At 31.1% G+C, this 17832-nt stretch carries 16 protein-coding genes, 3 riboswitches and 1 other annotated feature; of the genes, 12 read left to right on the top strand and 4 right to left on the bottom strand.

All coding sequences use genetic code 11. The annotated features are described in order from the left end of the window. Positions 1-73: 73 nt before the first annotated feature. The 7 genes from nadA to cysK all read left to right on the top strand — a co-directional run bounded on the left by nadA (position 74) and on the right by cysK (position 7131). Positions 74-988: a quinolinate synthase NadA gene (nadA, locus tag WY13_RS15055; RefSeq protein ID WP_063556429.1), complete on the top strand. Its 915-nt coding sequence runs from the start codon at positions 74-76 to the stop codon at positions 986-988. A 25-nt stretch (positions 989-1013) separates the two neighbouring features. Continuing rightward, entirely contained in the window at positions 1014-2579 is a 1566-nt protein-coding gene (gene nadB / locus WY13_RS15050; RefSeq protein ID WP_242866523.1) for an L-aspartate oxidase, read from the top strand. 6 nt (positions 2580-2585) lie between these two features. Further along, the gene (nadC, locus tag WY13_RS15045; RefSeq protein WP_063556428.1) at positions 2586-3416 is read left to right on the top strand and encodes a carboxylating nicotinate-nucleotide diphosphorylase; all 831 of its coding nucleotides are present in this window, start codon (positions 2586-2588) and stop codon (positions 3414-3416) included. Positions 3417-3465: 49 nt separating this feature from the next. After that, complete coding sequence (locus tag WY13_RS15040; protein ID WP_156499058.1) at positions 3466-3669, top strand: hypothetical protein; 204 nt, start codon at positions 3466-3468, stop codon at positions 3667-3669. Positions 3670-3890: 221 nt separating this feature from the next. Then, positions 3891-4142: a binding site (T-box leader), on the top strand. Between the two features lie 98 nt (positions 4143-4240). Beyond that, positions 4241-4879 carry a class I SAM-dependent methyltransferase gene (locus tag WY13_RS15035; RefSeq protein ID WP_063556426.1) on the top strand — a complete coding sequence of 213 codons (639 nt, stop codon included), beginning with the start codon at positions 4241-4243 and terminating at the stop codon, positions 4877-4879. A gap of 160 nt (positions 4880-5039) precedes the next feature. After that, positions 5040-6182, top strand: a complete 1143-nt coding sequence (locus WY13_RS15030; protein WP_063556425.1) for a bifunctional cystathionine gamma-lyase/homocysteine desulfhydrase — start codon at positions 5040-5042, stop codon at positions 6180-6182. A gap of 34 nt (positions 6183-6216) precedes the next feature. Then, positions 6217-7131: a cysteine synthase A gene (cysK, locus tag WY13_RS15025; protein WP_063556424.1), complete on the top strand. Its 915-nt coding sequence runs from the start codon at positions 6217-6219 to the stop codon at positions 7129-7131. An 80-nt stretch (positions 7132-7211) separates the two neighbouring features. On the opposite strand, the gene WY13_RS15020 is transcribed toward cysK, so the two are convergent. Together WY13_RS15020 and WY13_RS15015 are read right to left on the bottom strand one after the other, a co-directional pair. Further along, on the bottom strand, positions 7212-8714 hold the full coding sequence (locus WY13_RS15020; protein WP_063556423.1) for an amino acid permease: 1503 nt from the start codon (positions 8712-8714) through the stop codon (positions 7212-7214). Positions 8715-8932: 218 nt separating this feature from the next. Beyond that, positions 8933-9553: a hypothetical protein gene (locus tag WY13_RS15015; protein ID WP_242866522.1), complete on the bottom strand. Its 621-nt coding sequence runs from the start codon at positions 9551-9553 to the stop codon at positions 8933-8935. A gap of 170 nt (positions 9554-9723) precedes the next feature. Beyond that, a riboswitch (SAM riboswitch) is annotated at positions 9724-9844 on the bottom strand. A 218-nt stretch (positions 9845-10062) separates the two neighbouring features. Next, positions 10063-10150, top strand: a riboswitch (cyclic di-GMP riboswitch). 407 nt (positions 10151-10557) lie between these two features. Here WY13_RS15015 and WY13_RS15010 point away from each other — a divergent pair. Further along, positions 10558-12093, top strand: a complete 1536-nt coding sequence (locus tag WY13_RS15010; RefSeq protein ID WP_063556422.1) for a methyl-accepting chemotaxis protein — start codon at positions 10558-10560, stop codon at positions 12091-12093. A 100-nt stretch (positions 12094-12193) separates the two neighbouring features. Here the strand turns inward: WY13_RS15010 and metA are convergent, their stop codons facing one another. Next, complete coding sequence (gene metA, locus WY13_RS15005) at positions 12194-13111, bottom strand: homoserine O-acetyltransferase MetA (protein WP_063556421.1); 918 nt, start codon at positions 13109-13111, stop codon at positions 12194-12196. Between the two features lie 189 nt (positions 13112-13300). After that, a riboswitch (SAM riboswitch) is annotated at positions 13301-13408 on the bottom strand. Between the two features lie 187 nt (positions 13409-13595). On the opposite strand from metA, the gene WY13_RS15000 reads away from it, so the two are divergent. The 4 genes from WY13_RS15000 to WY13_RS21910 all read left to right on the top strand — a co-directional run bounded on the left by WY13_RS15000 (position 13596) and on the right by WY13_RS21910 (position 17229). Continuing rightward, a complete protein-coding gene (locus tag WY13_RS15000) occupies positions 13596-15008 on the top strand; it encodes an APC family permease (RefSeq protein ID WP_204377969.1) in 1413 nt (470 codons plus the stop codon). Between the two features lie 260 nt (positions 15009-15268). Next, complete coding sequence (locus WY13_RS14995; RefSeq protein WP_063556420.1) at positions 15269-16288, top strand: SPFH domain-containing protein; 1020 nt, start codon at positions 15269-15271, stop codon at positions 16286-16288. A gap of 2 nt (positions 16289-16290) precedes the next feature. Beyond that, positions 16291-16980: a sugar kinase gene (locus WY13_RS14990; RefSeq protein WP_242866521.1), complete on the top strand. Its 690-nt coding sequence runs from the start codon at positions 16291-16293 to the stop codon at positions 16978-16980. A gap of 30 nt (positions 16981-17010) precedes the next feature. After that, positions 17011-17229: a hypothetical protein gene (locus WY13_RS21910; protein WP_242866520.1), complete on the top strand. Its 219-nt coding sequence runs from the start codon at positions 17011-17013 to the stop codon at positions 17227-17229. A 69-nt stretch (positions 17230-17298) separates the two neighbouring features. On the opposite strand, the gene WY13_RS14985 is transcribed toward WY13_RS21910, so the two are convergent. Next, positions 17299-17703: a pyridoxamine 5'-phosphate oxidase family protein gene (locus WY13_RS14985; RefSeq protein ID WP_063556419.1), complete on the bottom strand. Its 405-nt coding sequence runs from the start codon at positions 17701-17703 to the stop codon at positions 17299-17301. Positions 17704-17832 lie beyond the last annotated feature (129 nt).

Raw genomic sequence — 17832 nt, 5'->3', positions numbered from 1 at the left:
GGTATAAAAATATTGGTATGGTATAAAAATATCAATATATTATAAAACAAAAATATTATTTTAGAGGTGTAATATGGACAAAACATTTTTAATAAATGAAATAAATAGGTTGAAAAAAGAAAAAAATGCTTGCATATTAGCGCATAATTATCAGTTGCCAGAAGTTCAAGATATAGCAGATATTGTAGGGGATTCTTTTGCACTAAGTAGAGCTGCTGCTAAAATGGATAATGAAATTATAGTATTTTGTGGGGTTAAATTTATGGCAGAAAGTGCAAAAATACTATCACCAAATAAAAGAGTTTTACTTCCTTCAAAATATGCAGGATGTCCTTTAGCAGAGTGTATAGACGAAGAACAACTTATGGAGGAAAAAGAAAAGCATCCAGAGGCAGCTGTGGTGTGTTATATAAACTCTTCTACTGAGGTTAAGGCTATAAGTGATATATGTTGTACTTCTTCTAATGCAGTTAAAGTTATAGAAAGCATGGATAAGGATGAGATATTATTTGTACCAGATGAAAATCTTGCCAGTTATGTAGCCGAAAAAGTTACAGATAAAAAAATCATACCTTGGTCAGGTGGCCACTGCATAACTCATGCCAGAATAACTATAGAAGATGTTAAAAAAATAAAAGGAGAGCATCCTGGAGCTGAAATGTTAGTACATCCTGAAGTTTCAAAAGAAATAAGGGATAGTGCTGAATTTGTTGGAAGTACGTCACAGATAATTGACTATGCAAAGAAATCGCCCAATAAGGAATTCATCATAGGTACTGAAATAGGGGTACTTCATAAAATGAAAAATGATAATCCTGAGAAAAAATTCTATTTATTAAGTCCAAGACTTGTATGTCAAAATATGAAAATGACTACACTAAAAGATGTCCACAATTCTCTTTTAAATATGGAACATGAAATATTTATTCCTGAATCAATGAGAATAAAGGCATTGGGTTCCCTTGAGAAAATGTTACGTATTGAATAAATTCTATATAGGCTGGTGATGTAAAGTGGAAAGAAGATATTTAGCAAACTATAACATGAATTCCTGTGAGAGCAAGAGTTTTGATGTAGTTATAATTGGAGCAGGAATAGCAGGGCTTTATACAGCGTTAATGCTTTCTAAAAGTTTAAGAGTAGCGGTTTTAAGCAAAAAGGATGTATATGATTGTGATTCATACCTGGCTCAAGGAGGAATTGCAGCAAGTATACAAAATGATGACAGGCAGCTTCATGCAAAGGATACTATAAATGCAGGATGCTATATTAATGATTTGGAAGCTGTAAATGTACTTGTAAATGAATCTGAGAAAGCTATAAATGATTTGGTTCGTCTTGGAGTTGAATTTGATAAAAATTCCCAAGGTAATTTTTATAGGTCTTTTGAGGGAAATCATTCTATTCCAAGGATACTTCATGTAAACGGAGATTCTACAGGAAAAGCTATAATGGAGGTTCTTGTAAACCAGGCTAAAAATGCTTCCAATATAGAAATAATATCTAATATCTTTGCCCTGGATATTGTTGATAACAAAAACAAATGTTGTGGTATAATGACATTTTACAAAAATAAATTTGTTTATTTAAAGTCAAAGTGCTGTGTAATAGCCTCTGGTGGAATTGGACAGTTATTTTCTAAAACTACGAATGTAGAGGTACTTACAGGAGATGGAATTGCCATGGCAATAAGGGCAAAGGTAACCTTAGAAGATATGGAATACATTCAGTTTCATCCTACAGCTTTATACTCTAAAAATAATGAGGAAAAAATGTTCCTAATATCTGAAGCTGTAAGAGGGGAAGGTGCCGTGCTAAAAAATAAATGTGGGAACAGGTTTATGAAAGAATATGATGCAAGGATGGAACTTGCTCCTAGGGATATTGTAGCTAGGGCAATTAGTGATCAAATGAAAAAAACTGATTCTAATTATGTTTATTTGGATGCAACTATGTACGAAAAAAGTTTTTTGAAAAATAGATTCAATAAGATTTATAGTGAATGTGAAGACAATGGTATAGAAATATATAAGGATTACATACCTGTAACTCCAGCTGAGCATTATTTTATGGGTGGTATTAAGGTGGATTTGTTTGGAAGATCTAGTATGGAAAACCTTTATGCAGTTGGAGAATGTGCTTGTACTGGAGTTCATGGGGCAAATAGACTTGCCAGTAATTCTTTAATGGAAGCTCTGGTATTTGGGAAAAGAGCTGCAGAGGATATCTTAAATAAAGTAAAAGTTATAGATGAAGATAATTTTGAAGACAGTGTATTTATTCCTCAATGTAAAGAAAATAACATGGACTTTTCAAAACTTAAACAAAATCTGAAGATATTAATGGAAAATAACTTGGGAATAGTTAGAAAAATTGATAACATTAAAAGTGCATTAGAGGTTGTAGATGAAGTCCTCTTTAAAATTCAGTATATAAATTTTAAAAGTATAGAACAGGTAGAAGTTTATAATATGTATGAAGTTGCTAGAAGTATAATTATAGCTACTTTGGAAAGTAAGACTTCCATAGGAAGTAATTATATTAAAGATTATTCTAAAGATAATGTAGTTTTGAGGTGATTGAATTTGAATTACTTAATAGTTGATAAATTAATAAAAAATGCTCTTATAGAAGATATAAATTATGGTGATATTACTACAGATAATTTGCTTTTGGGAAGTGAAGTTTCAAAAGGAAAATTTATTGCAAAGGATTCAGGTGTTATTGCTGGAATTGATGTGGCTAAAAGAGTATTTGAAATTGTGGACAGCAGTATAAGATTCAAGATCAAGGTAGAAGATAGTTCCAAAGTGGAGAAAGGTAATGTTATTGTAGAATTAGAAGGAAATTCTAAATCCATATTAAAAGGAGAAAGGGTTGCCCTTAATATACTTCAAAGAATGTGTGGAATTGCGACTAAAACTAATAAGATGGTTGATTTAGTAAAAGATTATGATGTGAAAATAGTAGATACAAGAAAAACTCTTCCTGGATTTAGAATTTTGGATAAGTATTCTGTTACAGCAGGAGGAGGATACAATCATAGGCTGAACTTGTCTGATTTTGTAATGATTAAGGATAATCATATAAGGGCAGTAGGTTCTATAACGGAAGCTGTTAAAAGAATAAAAAATAAAATTCCATTTACAGCTAAAGTAGAAGTAGAAGTAGAAAATCTGGATCAGCTGAAAGAAGCGGTTAATACTGAAGTTGATGTGATTATGTTGGATAATATGGATGTAGATACTATGAAAAAGGCTGTGAAATTTGTAGATAAAAAGTTTATTTTAGAAGCTTCAGGAAATGTCACCGAAGATACTATAGTGGATATTGCGTCTACTGGTGTTGATATAATATCCATAGGTTCTCTTACACATTCTGTAAAAGCAATGGATATAAGTTTAAGATTTATATAGAGTTCCCAATTCTAGAGTTATGAATAGTATATAAAGAGGAACAAATGAGGTGATGACATTGGCTATAGAAAACTTGAAAGAGTTAAAAAGTCAATTGGAACTGGATGCAACTAGATTAAGAGAAAGTATATGTATAAAAGACAGTCTTTGTATTAAAGATAGGATATGGGATACTGATGAGATGTTTCAAGATATAAAACAGAGGGTTATACTTGAGTATATTGAAAAACTGTTGGATAAAATTGATATATAATAAGTTTAAAGTGGGGCTGTCACACTAAGCATGAATACTACAATATGTTGTATTAGTTCTTGATTTACGAACCAACATATTGTATGTAAATTACTCAGTGTAACAGCTCCATAAATACATAGATATAAAGTAAAAAAGTTAAATAAAAATTAAAAATAGTACTTGATTATATTTAAATTACGTAGTATTATAGATTTAAATTAAATCTTAGTAAATAACTATGAATTGCGATGATAAGAAGAGTAGGTTATAATTTGACTATTACAGAGAGGATTTCCCTTGGATGAAAGGAGATCTTAGTTGATGATAATTGAAGTGCATCTTGGAGCTCTGAATTGAAGTTTAGTAGACTTCAGCGTATGTGCCCGTTAAAGCATTGAGGTATGATTGTACCAAAAATTAAGTTGTCCTATATATGTATTTTTATAGGATAAACAGAGTGGAACCGCGGAAGTAAACCTTCTGCCTCTGAATTGAGGCAGAAGGTTTTTTGTTTTTGAGAATCCGGAACTCAAAAATATAATATTTGAAAATTTTTTATATTGAAATTATTTATAAGGAGGCAATAATCATGAATTCTGTAGGATATTTTGATTCAATTGCAGATAAATGGGATGTAATAAGAGAAGATTATTTTGAGGATAAATTAAAATATATAGCACTTTCACAATTTAATATAAAGGATAAAATTTGTGCAGATCTGGGCTGTGGAACAGGATTTATATCACTGGCACTGGCACAGGATGCAAAACTTGTATTTTCTCTGGACAATTCTAGAAACATGTTAAAACAGCTTCATAGTGAAGCTTTAGATAAATCAATTAAGAATATATATCCAATAAAAGGTTCTATGTCGGATTTACCACTTTTTGATGAATCTATTGATGCTGTATTTGTAAATATGGCTCTCCATCATGTAGTAGATGCAGAAAAGGCAATTAATGAAATTTATAGAGTGCTTAAAAAGGATGGAACTTTTGTCATATGTGACGTAGAGGAACATGATGGAGAATGGGCAAAAATTGAAATGCACGATGAGTGGCTTGGATTTTCTCATAAAATGATAAGCGACTGGACAGAAAATGCAGGATTTAAAGATATACAAGTTGAAAGTACAGGACTTAAATGTACAGGATATTCTAGCAAAGGTGAGTGTACTGAACCGGGAATATTTATGGCTAAGGGAATTAAGGCATTTGAAAGAAAATAACAAGTTAAAGATGCGACGGATATTTTTTATCAGACAAGGGGGTAGGTTCCGCAGATAGTGAATCCTATCTAAGGGTTCTGCCAACGTAGTATGATAAAAAATAGGCTAGCATACTGACTAGTTATTTCTTTGAAAATGCCTAAGAAAGGAGAATAAAAAGATGAATATAGAATCATTATTAATACACGGTGGGGTTGATGGGGATAAAACTACAGGAGCAGTGAGTGTTCCAATATATCAGACGTCAACCTATAAGCAAAGTGGACTTGGAGAAAACAAAGGATATGAATATTCAAGAACGGGAAATCCAACTAGAGAGGCACTTGAAAAACTTATAGCAGAACTTGAAGGAGCTAAAAGTGGATTTGCATTTGCCTCCGGAATGGCAGCTATAACCGCTGTGCTTACACTTTTCAAAAGTGGAGATAAAATAATAATATCAGACAACGTATATGGTGGAACTTACAGGGTACTTGATAAAGTATTTAAAAATTTTGATTTAAACTATGAATTGATTGATACAAGTGACCTGGAAAAAGTTGAAAAGAGTATTACAAAAGAAGTAAAGGCAATATATATTGAATCCCCAACTAATCCACTTATGGATATAACAGATATAAAGAAGATATCTGAAATTGCAAAGAAAAATAATCTTTTGACTATTGTAGACAACACTTTTATGACGCCTTATCTTCAAAAACCAATAGAACTTGGAGCAGATATAGTACTTCACAGTGCAACCAAGTATTTGGGGGGACACAGCGACTTAGTTGCGGGACTTGTTGTTGTAAATGATGAAAAGTTAGCTGAAAGATTGTATTTTATACAAAATTCAACAGGTGGAGTATTAGGACCTTTTGACAGCTGGCTCTTGATAAGAGGAATAAAAACATTGTCAGTTAGAATGGATAGACACCTTGAAAATGCAGGTTATGTAGCTCAATTTTTAAATGAAAGTCCTTTTGTAGAAAAAGTTTATTATCCAGGACTTGAGAGCCATAAAGGTCATGAAATTCAAAAAAAACAGGCTAGAGGTTATGGAGCTATAATTTCTTTTGTACTGAAAAAGGATATAGATATAAAGAAGTTTTTCAAGAATTTAAAACTTATAACATTTGGAGAAAGTCTTGGGGGAGTGGAATCTTTAATGTGCCATCCTGCTACTATGACTCATGCAGCAATACCTTATGAAATAAGACAAAAAGTTGGAATTGTAGATAATTTGGCAAGACTTTCTGTTGGAATAGAAAATAAAGAAGATTTGGTAAAGGACTTAAAAAAGTCAATAGAGCTTTCAAAATAAAGTTTGATAAATAATTTGATTGGAGGATTTTTAAATGGAAGTCTTTGATGATATAAAGGAAATGATAGGAAAGACTCCTATATTAAAGATAAATGAATTTGATTTAAAAGATGGTGTTAATATATATGCTAAACTTGAAAATTTTAATCCAGGAGGAAGTGTAAAAGACAGAATTGGGGATTATATGATAAAGCAGGCAGAGAAAAGGGGAAAGTTAAAGAAAGGATATACTATAGTAGAAGCTACAGCAGGAAATACTGGACTTGGAATCGCACTTGGAGCACTCAATAGGGGATATAGAGTAGTATTTGCGGTTCCAGAGAAATTTTCCATAGAGAAACAAGTGCTTATGAGAGCACTTGGTGCAGAAATAGTGCATACTCCTGAAAAAGATGGTATGCGAGGTGCTATAGAAAAATCAAAAGAACTTCTAAGCAAAATTCCCAATTCCATATCACTTGGTCAATTTGAAAATGAAGATAACCCACAGACCCATTACCTTACAACAGGTCCTGAAATATATGAGCAGTTAAACGGTAAGATAGATTACTTTGTAGCTGGAGCTGGAAGTGGGGGAACTTTTACAGGCATAGCAAGATATTTGAAAGAAAAAGATAGTAATGTAAAAGCTGTATTAGCTGATCCAGAAGGATCTACTCTTGGTGGCGGCACTGAAGAACACGGTTATGCCATTGAAGGTATAGGAAATGATTTCCTGCCGGATACTATGGATTTGAAATTAGTGGATAAAGTCATAAAGGTAAATGATGAGGAGGCCTTTTCACTAGTTAAGGAACTGGCTAAACGTGAGGGACTGATAGTAGGTTCATCTTCTGGAGCAGCAATTGCAGCTGCGTTAAAGTTAGCTAAAACTATAGATAAAGGTAATATAGTTACAGTATTTCCAGATAGAGGAGACAGGTATTTTAGCAAAAATTTATATGAATAAATAAAAATTCCATTTAAAATATAAAAAAAGCAGACAATGGGTATATGTATCTATTGTCTGCTTTTTTTATAACCTTAATATTAGGATAAAGTTTTTCTTTTATTATTATCTTCATTATACTCAAAGTTACATTCTTTAAGAGGTACTATTTTTGTCTTCTTGATAATCTTGTATCCAAGATACAAAGATATAAATATAGGAATACACAGATAATTTGTTACAAAATCAAACCAGCTAAATGTTTTAGCTTGAAATACCCATATGTTAGAACCAAATATAACAATTATACAAAGTATGATAGATATAATGGGGGCAAATGGATATAACTTAGCCCTATATTTTAAATCTTTCAAATTTTTGCCTTGTGCAGTGTATGCTTTTCTAAATCTATAGTGGCAGATAGCTATACCTAACCATGCAAAGAAGGCTGTGATACCAGAAGCATTATAGAGTATGTAATATATTTTTCCATCTCCAATCAGAGAGGCGAAAAAAGCAAAACAAGCAATAACAGTTGTAGCGTATAAAGCAGTAGTAGGAACACCATGTTTGTTTACTTTTGATAAAAATTTAGGTGCTTTTCCTTCTTTGGATAGGGAATAAAGCATACGTGAAGCTACATAAAGGCCTGAATTACCACAGGAGAGAACTGATGTCAAAATTACTGCATTCATAATACTTGCTGCAATTGCCAGGCCAGATCTTTTAAATACCATGGTAAAAGGACTGTATGAAATATTATCTGCACCACTTTTTAATAAGTTTGGATCAGTGAAAGGGACTAAAAACCCAATTACTATAATTGCCCCCATATAAAATAGTAAAATACGCCAGAAAACATTTTTTATAGCTTTAGGAACATTTTCTTCAGGATTTTCCGATTCACCTGCGGCAAGGCCAACTATTTCTGTTCCAGAGAAAGAAAATCCTGCAACCAAAAATACATTAATAATAGCAGATATTCCGCCAACAAAAGGCCCTTTCTTTCCAGAAGCATCTGATAGTACCCAATTACTTAATCCAGGTGATTTTCCACCTAAAATGCCAAATATCATGAGAACACCGACTATAAGGAATACTATAATTGTCACAACTTTAATACTTGCAAACCAATATTCACTTTCACCGTAAATTCTGGCTGAAAGAATATTTAAGATAAATATTATTACTAAAAATAACATACTCCATAAAGTAGTATTGGTATTTGGAAGCCAGAATTTAACAATCATTGAACCTGCAACCAATTCAGCTGCAACGCATATTGCCCAGCAAAACCAGTAATTCCATCCAAGGGTAAAACCTAGTGCAGGGTCAATGAATCTTGTAGCATAAGTTTCAAAAGATCCTGATATAGGCAGCAGTGTTGCCATCTCACCAAGAGATGTCATTAAAAAATAAACTAAAATTCCCATAATTACATAAGCTAAAACAGCACCGCCAGGTCCAGCTGTGCTAACAGCACTGCCGCTGGCAAAAAATAAACCAGTTCCAATTGATCCTCCTATGGCAATCATGTTCATATGCCTGGCTTTTAGAGTCCTTTTAAGTTGACCTTGTTCATTTGTTTTTGAATTTGTGTCCATTTTAAACTTCCTCCTTTTGTCTAACAATAAAACATATAGTTATTTACCTATGGGACACGCATATTCACATGTTCTACAGTATTTTATAATATTAACGGGTTCTTCTGTGGAAACTTCAGGTATATTCATAGGTTTAATACTAGCTACATCTTCTTCCATTTGTATATTACACAAGGTCCTATCAAAATTCCCAACCCTTCCAGGAAGTTCACTTCTACCTAATTCTGAAGAAAAATATATTTTTTTAGCAAATGCACTTTTTTGCATTTTTCCCAGCACTTAATTTTGCAGCTTTTACATGGATCGTATCCAGAAGGTCCGGTTGATTGTAAATCTAAATTTAAACCAAGTGCTCGTAATCTTATGTGTGGACCATACTCAGGTGTCACCAATAAGTTATTTTTTCCTATACATCCTAATCCAGCCACTACTGCTGAATCTTTTAAAAATATTCCACCCTTTTCCACATGATAATTAAAAGAATAGGTTTCTATACCTTCCTTTTCCAATATGCTTTTAACATTTTTGGTAATACTAATTAATTTTTTATTGCCTATAGTATTGTGATCTTCAATCCAATAATCTACAGCAGGATTGTCTACAGGATGATGATAAGCTAAAATAAGTACACTTCTTATTCCATGGGGCCATAGAACTTCTGTTAGAAATTTATCTTTTTCGCCACGCATATAAGTTCCAACACCATTGTATTTAGGCATTTTAGGTACTACAGTAAAGGCAGGGGCTTTTTTTAGGTCTTCAACATTTGCAATGCCTGCTAGAGAAGCTCCAGTTTTTAGTCCAAGTTTTATAATTTCTTTTGATGTAAGTTTGTCCATAATTTGTACTAATGTATTTTAATATGCAAAAATACATTATTCACTTCCTCTCTTTAAGTAATGTATTTTAAATTCATGAATTTTTTACTGAAAAATAAAAAATCCTCTTCCCAAAAAGAAGAGGATAAATAGCATAAGTTATTACGAGAGTTTATTAAAAAAACATCTCTCCCTCATCTTTCAGAATTATTATGATCTGCTGGAATTAGCACCTTTACATGTTTACGCATGGCGAAACATGAGGTTGCTGAAACTTCATAGGGCCAGTCCCTAAGTTTCTCTTGATAAGGATTTATTTAATTTTAATTTTTTGTAAAATTCTTATTAACTAATATGTATTATATATGTTATGTTTTTCAATGTCAATAAAAATCTAATTATGTTACAGGGCAATATGATTGAATTAAATGTTTATGCAAAATATGCAAATATTTTATACATAAATTACAATAATATGCGATTACCATTGAATCTTGTAAAATTTTAGTGTAATATATTTTATATTACTACATTGATAATAGCACATTTATCGAAAGATAAAGTCGCAAAGCTATGGGTCTAAAGGAAATTATTTTCTATGACTGCCAGGTTACCAAATTATAGTTTTAATAATCAATATTTATCCGATCGCTACCATTGTTAATACCCCATCTCACACAGTGAAAGCGACTATCACCAAATCAAAGATTTGGGATATCTGCTTTTCTATCAAAGTGGGGAGTAAGCATTGCTACGCGTCTGGATAACGATTTCTCCTAGAGGATAACGCCTTCTAAGTGCTGAAGTACTTAGAATCCTGTTAATAAACATCAAATGGAGTTAAAACTCAACCTGATGTTTAGAAATCTGTTTATACTTATAGTCTGGTACCTATTTATGTATTAATAGGTACATTTTTAATTTGTAAAAGTTTTCAAGTTTTTATCAGAAAAAGCAAATTTGAAATGAAATTTCAGTTTGCACTTAAAAATATAAAAAAATTAATATATTTAGGGGGACATAAAATGAACACTAAAGAAGAGAGCTTTCAAATAACTTTTAATAAAAAATCACTTAAAGTTGTGCTAATAATTTATATGGTATGCTGTGTTCTATCATTCTTATTTTATTCTTCAATAAAATTGCTTGGGCTTAATGACAACATAAGTGTGATTTCTTTAATTATGCTTGGAATATTTGTTTCAATTTATGGTATTATATTTTATAAATGTTATAAATGCATCATTACTCAAAATGGCTTTAATATGAAAGCATTTAATATAACAAAAATTGTACTTTTAATAATAACTTATTTTCAGTATTTATATTTGAACTTTACAATGCACTTAAATTCCATGTGGCTTATAGTTTTCTTTTTCGTTATTCTTGGAGCCTTGTTTTTTGATATAAAAATGATTATAGAGTCAATAGCTTTAAGCCTTTTATGTCAAATCATAGTATTTGTAAATAATCCTTCAATCTTTCAAGATAAACAATTGATTATTGCAGAAGCGGCTATGAAAATCATCACTATTTTTATAACTTTGGCATTAATTTTCATAGTTGTATATTTTGCGTCTAATCTATTAAAGTCAATTGGTGATAAGGAAGTTGAGTTAAAAAAGGAAAAGCAAAAATTGTTAGATTTATTTGGGAATATAGCTCAAATTTCTGGTACTGTTTTATCATCAAGTGAAAACTTAAGTGCAGCTATTGAAGAGCAAACAAGTTCACTTTTAGAAGTTTCAGGAACAAGTCAATCTGTATCAAAAAGTTCTGGTGAAATGCTTGATAAATCAAATAAGAATAAAGAAATATTAAATACTTTATTAAATGCTAATGAGGTTGTTACTATAAAAACCAAGGATAGTGAAGATAAAATAAATTATTTTATCAATATTACAGATAAAAATCAGAAATCTTTAAATGATACTCTTTCAATTATTATGGATATAAAAAATAGTATAGAGGATACGTTTAAGTCTACAAAAGATTTGAAACAAAAATCAAGACAAGTATATGAGATATTAAATATTATAGGAAATATATCAGAACAAACTAATCTTCTTGCGTTAAATGCATCAATTGAATCAGCAAGAGCAGGTGAAAATGGTAAGGGGTTTGCAGTAGTAGCAGATGAAATAAGAAAATTAGCTGAAGGAACAAAACAATCACTTAATCAAGCAAGTACAATAGTGGATGAACTAAAAAATAAAATTGATGTAGTTGAAAAACAAATGACGCATAGTAACGAAAAGTCTCAGACTGGTAATAGTATTATTAATGAGACAGTCAAAGGAATAAATGTTATGACTTCCAATTTGAAATTATTTAGTAATAATATTATGGATATAAATAACGCTTCTACTACATTATTTACAAAAACTAAAAATGTAGCTCAATTTAATGAAGAAGTATCAAATATGACGAGAGATACAATATCAAAATATGAAGTGATAGCGGAAGCAATATCTCAAAATGCTGCCACTAGTGAAGAAATAGAAGCCAACATTAATGAACTTAGAAATGTTGCTGAAAATATGAATAAACTTATTAAATAAATTTTGATTATTTCGAACCTATTTATGAAATTATAGAGATCTATAAAAGAGAAATGGAAATGATACTATTTTATTAAAAGGTCATTTCCATTTTCCTATATTATTGAAGACTATCCAAATTATAAGGGGTTTCTTGATATACATAGTAATTCAGCCAGTTTAGAAATAAAAGGTTGGCATGACTTTTCCAAGTTGCTTTAGGATGTTTGGTTGTATCATTACCAGGAAAATAATTTTTCGGAATATCTATGGGCAAATTAGCTGCTACGTCTCTATCATATTCTGATTTTAATGTTAAGGTATCATATTCAGGATGGCCTGTTACAAAAATTTGGCGGCCACCTTTTGTTGAGATTATATAGACCCCGGCATCTTTTGATTCTGAAAGTATTTCTAGTTCAGGTACCTTTTCAATATCTTCTTTTTTTACACAGGTATGTCTTGAATGAGGTGCGTAAAATATATCGTCAAATCCTCTAAGTAACTGTGTATTTTCTTCATTTATTATATGTGAAAAGATACCAAACATTTTTTTATCTAAAGTATATTTTGGAATACCAAAATGGTGGTAAAGTCCGGCCTGAGAACCCCAACATATGTGTAAAGTTGAATATACATTTTTTTTACTCCAATTCATTATTTCAGTCAATTCATTCCAATAGTCAACATCTTCAAATTTCAGTTTTTCAACAGGTGCTCCTGTTATTATCATACCATCAAATTTTCTATCTTTTATTTCATCAAAAGTTTCATAATACTTGAGAAGATATTGTTCTGAAGTATTTTTTGATCTGTGGGATTTAGGATACATTAATGTTATATCAACTTGAATAGGGGAATTACTAAGTAACCTTAAAAGTTGTACTTCCGTAACGGTTTTAACCGGCATTAGATTCAATATGACTATATTAAGTGGCCTTATATCTTGTTTTAACGCACGTTTTTCATTCATTACAAATATGTTTTCAGCTTTTAATGTTTTAGAAGCTGGAAGGTCATTAGGTATATTTATTGGCATAAAAAAATCCTCCTTTATATAATGGCTTGTTATTTTCTTTCAAATGCCTTAATCAAATAAAAATCTTATTTTCAACATTTACGTAATAGATAACTATATAAAGGAATAGGTTAATTTAAATAATTTGTATAATAAAAAAGCTGTTTTTATAAGAAAAACAACTTTTAATACTAATTATAGAAACTATTTTCCTTATCTTTCAGAAATAATCTGCTGGAATTAACACCATACATTCAAATGAAAAATGTTGGTTGTCGGGTTTCATAGGGCCAGTCCCTCCACCACTCTTGATAAGATTTAAATTGATTTTATTTAATTTATTATATAATATACTAATACTAGACTTTTGTCAAATACAAATGTTTCAATATCAACAAATAATTTGAAAATTCATAACAATGAAGAAAAAGAAATGTTGGTAAATGTTTAATTCTGTGGTACAATAAAAATTAATATTTCATGCTGTTTGTAGTGCTTAGATAGCATGACGTATAAAAGCAATATTCATTACAATATTAATAAATCAAAGAGGGGGGTATTTAATTATGGAAGCAAAGTTAGAAAAAGGTATGGCCTTATTACGGCTATAGCTATGGTTATCGGAATTGTTATAGGTAGTGGTGTCTTTTTTAAGGCAGAAAAAGTTTTAACTGCAACAGGCGGAAATCTTACACTTGGTATACTGGCCTGGGTTATAGGTGGTATTATTATGATTTCTTGTGCCTATACTTTCGCAGTAATGGCAACTAAGTATCAATATGTAAACGGTGTAGTAGATTATGCAGAAGCTACTTTGGGTAAAAAGTATGCATATTATGTTGGGTGGTTTATGGCACTCATTTACTATCCGACATTGACATCAGTATTAGCATGGGTTTCGGCTAGATATACTTGTGTATTACTAGGATTCTCAATTACAGGTGGAGAGTGTATGACTATTGCAGGTGTATATTTGATAGCAAGTTTTGCATTAAATTCACTGTCACCAATTTTAGCAGGTAAATTTCAAGTTAGCACAACTATTATAAAACTTATTCCACTAGCTTTAATGGCTGTAATTGGAACAGTTGTAGGTGTGGGTAATGGTATGATTGCATATAATTTTACAACAGTAGTAAAAGAAGTTAATACTTCTAATGCGTTATTTACAGCTGTTGTTGCTACAGCTTTTGCTTATGAAGGATGGATCATTGCTACAAGTATTAATGCTGAGTTAAAAGATGCAAAGAAAAATCTTCCATTAGCTCTTGTTGGAGGAACTTTTGTAATTATGATTATTTACATACTCTATTATGTAGGACTAGCTGGAGCAGTAACAAATAAGGTTATGATGACTGGCGGAGAAGCAGGGGCTAAATTGGCTTTCCAAACAGTTTTTTCATCATTAGGTGGTTCACTGCTATTTGTATTTGTTATCATTTCCTGCCTCGGAACTTTAAATGGGTTAATGCTGGGATGTACTCGAGGTATTTATTCATTGGCAGCAAGGAATATTGGACCAAAACCAGATGTATTTAAGCAAGTTGATAATGTAACAAATATGCCTACTAATTCATCTGTATTTGGATTGCTTCTTTGTGGTATATGGTTATTATACTTTTATGGTGCTAACTTGACAAAGCCTTGGTTTGGATTTTTCTCTTTTGATTCTTCCGAATTACCTATAGTTACTATTTATGCATTGTATATACCTATTTTTATTATGATGATGAAAAAAGAAAAAGATTTAAACTCATTTAAGAGATTTATAGCACCTATTATTTCTCTAGCTGGATGTATTTTTATGATAATTGCTGCTTGTTTTTCTCATAAAATGGAGGTTGTTGCATACCTGATCGTTTTTGCAGTTGTAATGATTTTTGGGGCTATGTTTTCTAAAGAAAAAATTGCTGGATAATAATAGAATTGAATGCATAAAGAAAAAATATAAAAACAAAGGGTTAAAGTATGTAGCCCTTTGTTTTTGTATTTTTTTGATATCTATATCAAAAAAGGTATTGACATAAACACACGTTAGTAATATTATGTTAATAACAAATAGATAATAACAGATTTTAAACATGTAGGTGATAATATGGATAAAAGCAATTTCAAAATGAAAGCCTTAGATCATGTAAACTCTGTAAATTTAATAATATTTTTTAGGAGGAATAAATTATGTTTGGATTTAAATTTATAAAATTTCAACCAAGTGAGTATGTGTTAAAGTATAGGAATGGTAAAATTGTAAGGGAAGGTGCTGGAATATCATTTTATTATTATGTTCCAACAACTTCAATTGTTCTTGTTCCTGTTGGAAGTGTGGATTCACCTCTTATTTTTGAAGAAGTTACTTCAGATTTTCAGACGGTTACAGTTCAAGGACAGGTTACTTTCAGAATTGTTGACCAAAAGAAAATTGCAGGAGTTTTAAATTACACACTTGATATGAAGAAAGGAAAGGGCTATGTTTCCGATGATCCTCAAAAACTTCCGCAGAGGGTAATAAATATTGTAAGGGTGCTAACTAAAAAGACAATCGAAAATTTGGAGCTCAAAGATGCTATTAAATCAAGTGAAGTACTTGCAAGTGAGATATTGAGTAAGATTAAAAAAAGTGAGGAGATAGAACTTCTTGGAATTGAGATACTTGGACTTTCAATATTAAATATCGTTCCAAATAAAGAAACTGCAAGGGCATTAGAAGCTCAGACAAGAGAGAAAATCTTGAAGAAAGCAGATGAAGCTATTTATGAGAGAAGAAATGCTTCAATTGAACAGGAAAGACGTGTAAAGGAAAATGAATACAATACGGAGATAGCAGTTGAAAACAAGAAAAAACAAGTTAGAGAAACCCAACTTGAAGCAGAGAGGACTTTTCAGCAAAAGCAAAATGAACTCAAACAAGAAAAGATGAATTTTGAAACTGCACTTGAAGAAAAAAAGAGATCACTTGTTGATATTTCTGTAAAAAATTCAAAAGTTAGAGCTGATGCAAAAGCTTATGAGTTGTCAGCTGTTATGAAGTCGCTAGAAGGAATAGATTCTAATGTAATACAATCTCTTGCAAGTATTGGGATGCAGCCAAATAAATTAGCAGCACTTGCCCTTCAAGAACTAGCAGAGAATGCAGGAAAAATTGGACAGCTCAATATATCACCCGATCTTTTTCAAGAAATACTTAAAGGGAGAAATTAGTTATGGTAAGATTAACTGAAAATAAGATAGTTATAATAAAGAGGAAGACAGGACTTGAAGAATTAATTGTAAGATATAATACAATTGAACAGGCAAAGTTTTATATCGAACATCTTGGAAGTGACTTTTCAGATTATATAACTGAAGATAAAATTTATAAACAAGCGGTAGCTAAAGCTCAAAGCCAATTTGAGGAATTAGGCAGAATTCAAATTGTGGATAGGGATTTTGTACCTAATTTTATATTTGGGGATAATGATTTAGTGGTAGTTATAGGGCAGGATGGTCTTGTGGCAAATACTTTAAAGTATCTTTCAAATCAGCTTTTAATTGGTGTAAATCCTGATCCTTCAAGGTGGGATGGAGTACTTCTCCCATTTAAAGTTGATGATCTTAAATTGGTTGTTAAAGATGTCTTTAATGTAAAAAGACAAATTAAGGAAGTTTCCATGGCAAAAGCAGCTTTAAATGATGGACAGAGTATTTATGCTGTAAATGACTTGTTCATAGGACAAAAAAGTCATGTATCTGCTAGGTACAATATAAAGTTAGGCAACGCTGAAGAACATCAATCTTCAAGCGGAGTTATTGTATCTACAGGTCTTGGTTCAACAGGATGGCTCAAAAGTATACTTACAGGTGCTATAAATATTATAAATAATACATCCAATTCAGATCTTAAAATCAAGTAAAAAAATAATCCAGCTTGGGATATTGATTATTTGTACTTTTCTGTACGTGAGCCTTTTCCAGGTAGAACTACAAAAGCAGATATAGTTTTTGGAAGAATTAAAAAAGGATCTCAACTAAAGATATCATCTCAAATGCCTGAAAATGGAGTTATATTCAGTGATGGCATTGAAAGTGACTATCTCAAATTTAACTCTGGTATAGAAGCCACAATCACACTTGCTGAAAAAAAGGGACATCTAGTGATATGATTTTATAAAACTCTAAGTAGAAATAAAAATGTTTTACTAACTTCCGGAAGTTTAATTTAGCCTTTAAAATTAAAGAGCATATTCTTTAGGCGGATTACCTGAAAAATCGGCTATTACAGCTTTTGCATCTTTAAGATAAAAAATTTCGAAAATTGGGTTTTCTGCTGACTTGTAAAGTGATTTTACTAGGCAACTGTTCTCTATAATAGCTTTTTTAGTTTCCATATCATTTGAAAACACAACTTTACCCTTTAATCTTATCCATGCAAATTTTGGACTTGATGTTGAAATTTCAACATAGGGATATTTTTGGAGTTGGGCAAAAACGTCTTTTTTATTGTTTGTGCAGAAATATAGATTTCCTTCTTTCTCAAGCATAAATTGGAAAGGACGTACTTTGGGCTTACCGTCTAATCCTACAGTTGCAAAATATTGCACTGGATTTTCTTTTAAAAATTTTACTACTTCGTTCATGTTAATGAACCTCCTTTAAAATTGAACTTGCAATTTGCTGCTTACAAATTTATAATAATATTCATAATATCAAATGTAAAGTAAGCACTTAAAAGTACTGTAGTTACCTAAAGTATACTATTGTGTGTT

This window comes from Clostridium ljungdahlii (assembly GCF_001636845.1).
In the GTDB taxonomy this organism is placed as follows: Bacteria; Bacillota; Clostridia; order Clostridiales; family Clostridiaceae; genus Clostridium_B; species Clostridium_B ljungdahlii_A.
Note: the sequence above shows the minus strand (reverse complement) of the source record. Positions and strands in the feature narration are given on the sequence as shown.

Excerpts from the sequence above, each read along its gene's own strand:
- nadA (WP_063556429.1), top strand. The coding sequence starts at position 74 with ATGGACAAAACATTTTTAATAAATGAAATAAATAGGTTGAAAAAAGAA.
- WY13_RS15035 (WP_063556426.1), top strand. The coding sequence starts at position 4,241 with ATGAATTCTGTAGGATATTTTGATTCAATTGCAGATAAATGGGATGTA.
- WY13_RS15030 (WP_063556425.1), top strand. The coding sequence starts at position 5,040 with ATGAATATAGAATCATTATTAATACACGGTGGGGTTGATGGGGATAAA.
- cysK (WP_063556424.1), top strand. The coding sequence starts at position 6,217 with ATGGAAGTCTTTGATGATATAAAGGAAATGATAGGAAAGACTCCTATA.
- WY13_RS15020 (WP_063556423.1), bottom strand. The coding sequence starts at position 8,714 with ATGGACACAAATTCAAAAACAAATGAACAAGGTCAACTTAAAAGGACT.
- WY13_RS15015 (WP_242866522.1), bottom strand. The coding sequence starts at position 9,553 with ATGGACAAACTTACATCAAAAGAAATTATAAAACTTGGACTAAAAACT.
- WY13_RS15010 (WP_063556422.1), top strand. The coding sequence starts at position 10,558 with ATGAACACTAAAGAAGAGAGCTTTCAAATAACTTTTAATAAAAAATCA.
- metA (WP_063556421.1), bottom strand. The coding sequence starts at position 13,111 with ATGCCAATAAATATACCTAATGACCTTCCAGCTTCTAAAACATTAAAA.
- WY13_RS15000 (WP_204377969.1), top strand. The coding sequence starts at position 13,596 with ATGACGTATAAAAGCAATATTCATTACAATATTAATAAATCAAAGAGG.
- WY13_RS14995 (WP_063556420.1), top strand. The coding sequence starts at position 15,269 with ATGTTTGGATTTAAATTTATAAAATTTCAACCAAGTGAGTATGTGTTA.
- WY13_RS14990 (WP_242866521.1), top strand. The coding sequence starts at position 16,291 with ATGGTAAGATTAACTGAAAATAAGATAGTTATAATAAAGAGGAAGACA.
- WY13_RS14985 (WP_063556419.1), bottom strand. The coding sequence starts at position 17,703 with ATGAACGAAGTAGTAAAATTTTTAAAAGAAAATCCAGTGCAATATTTT.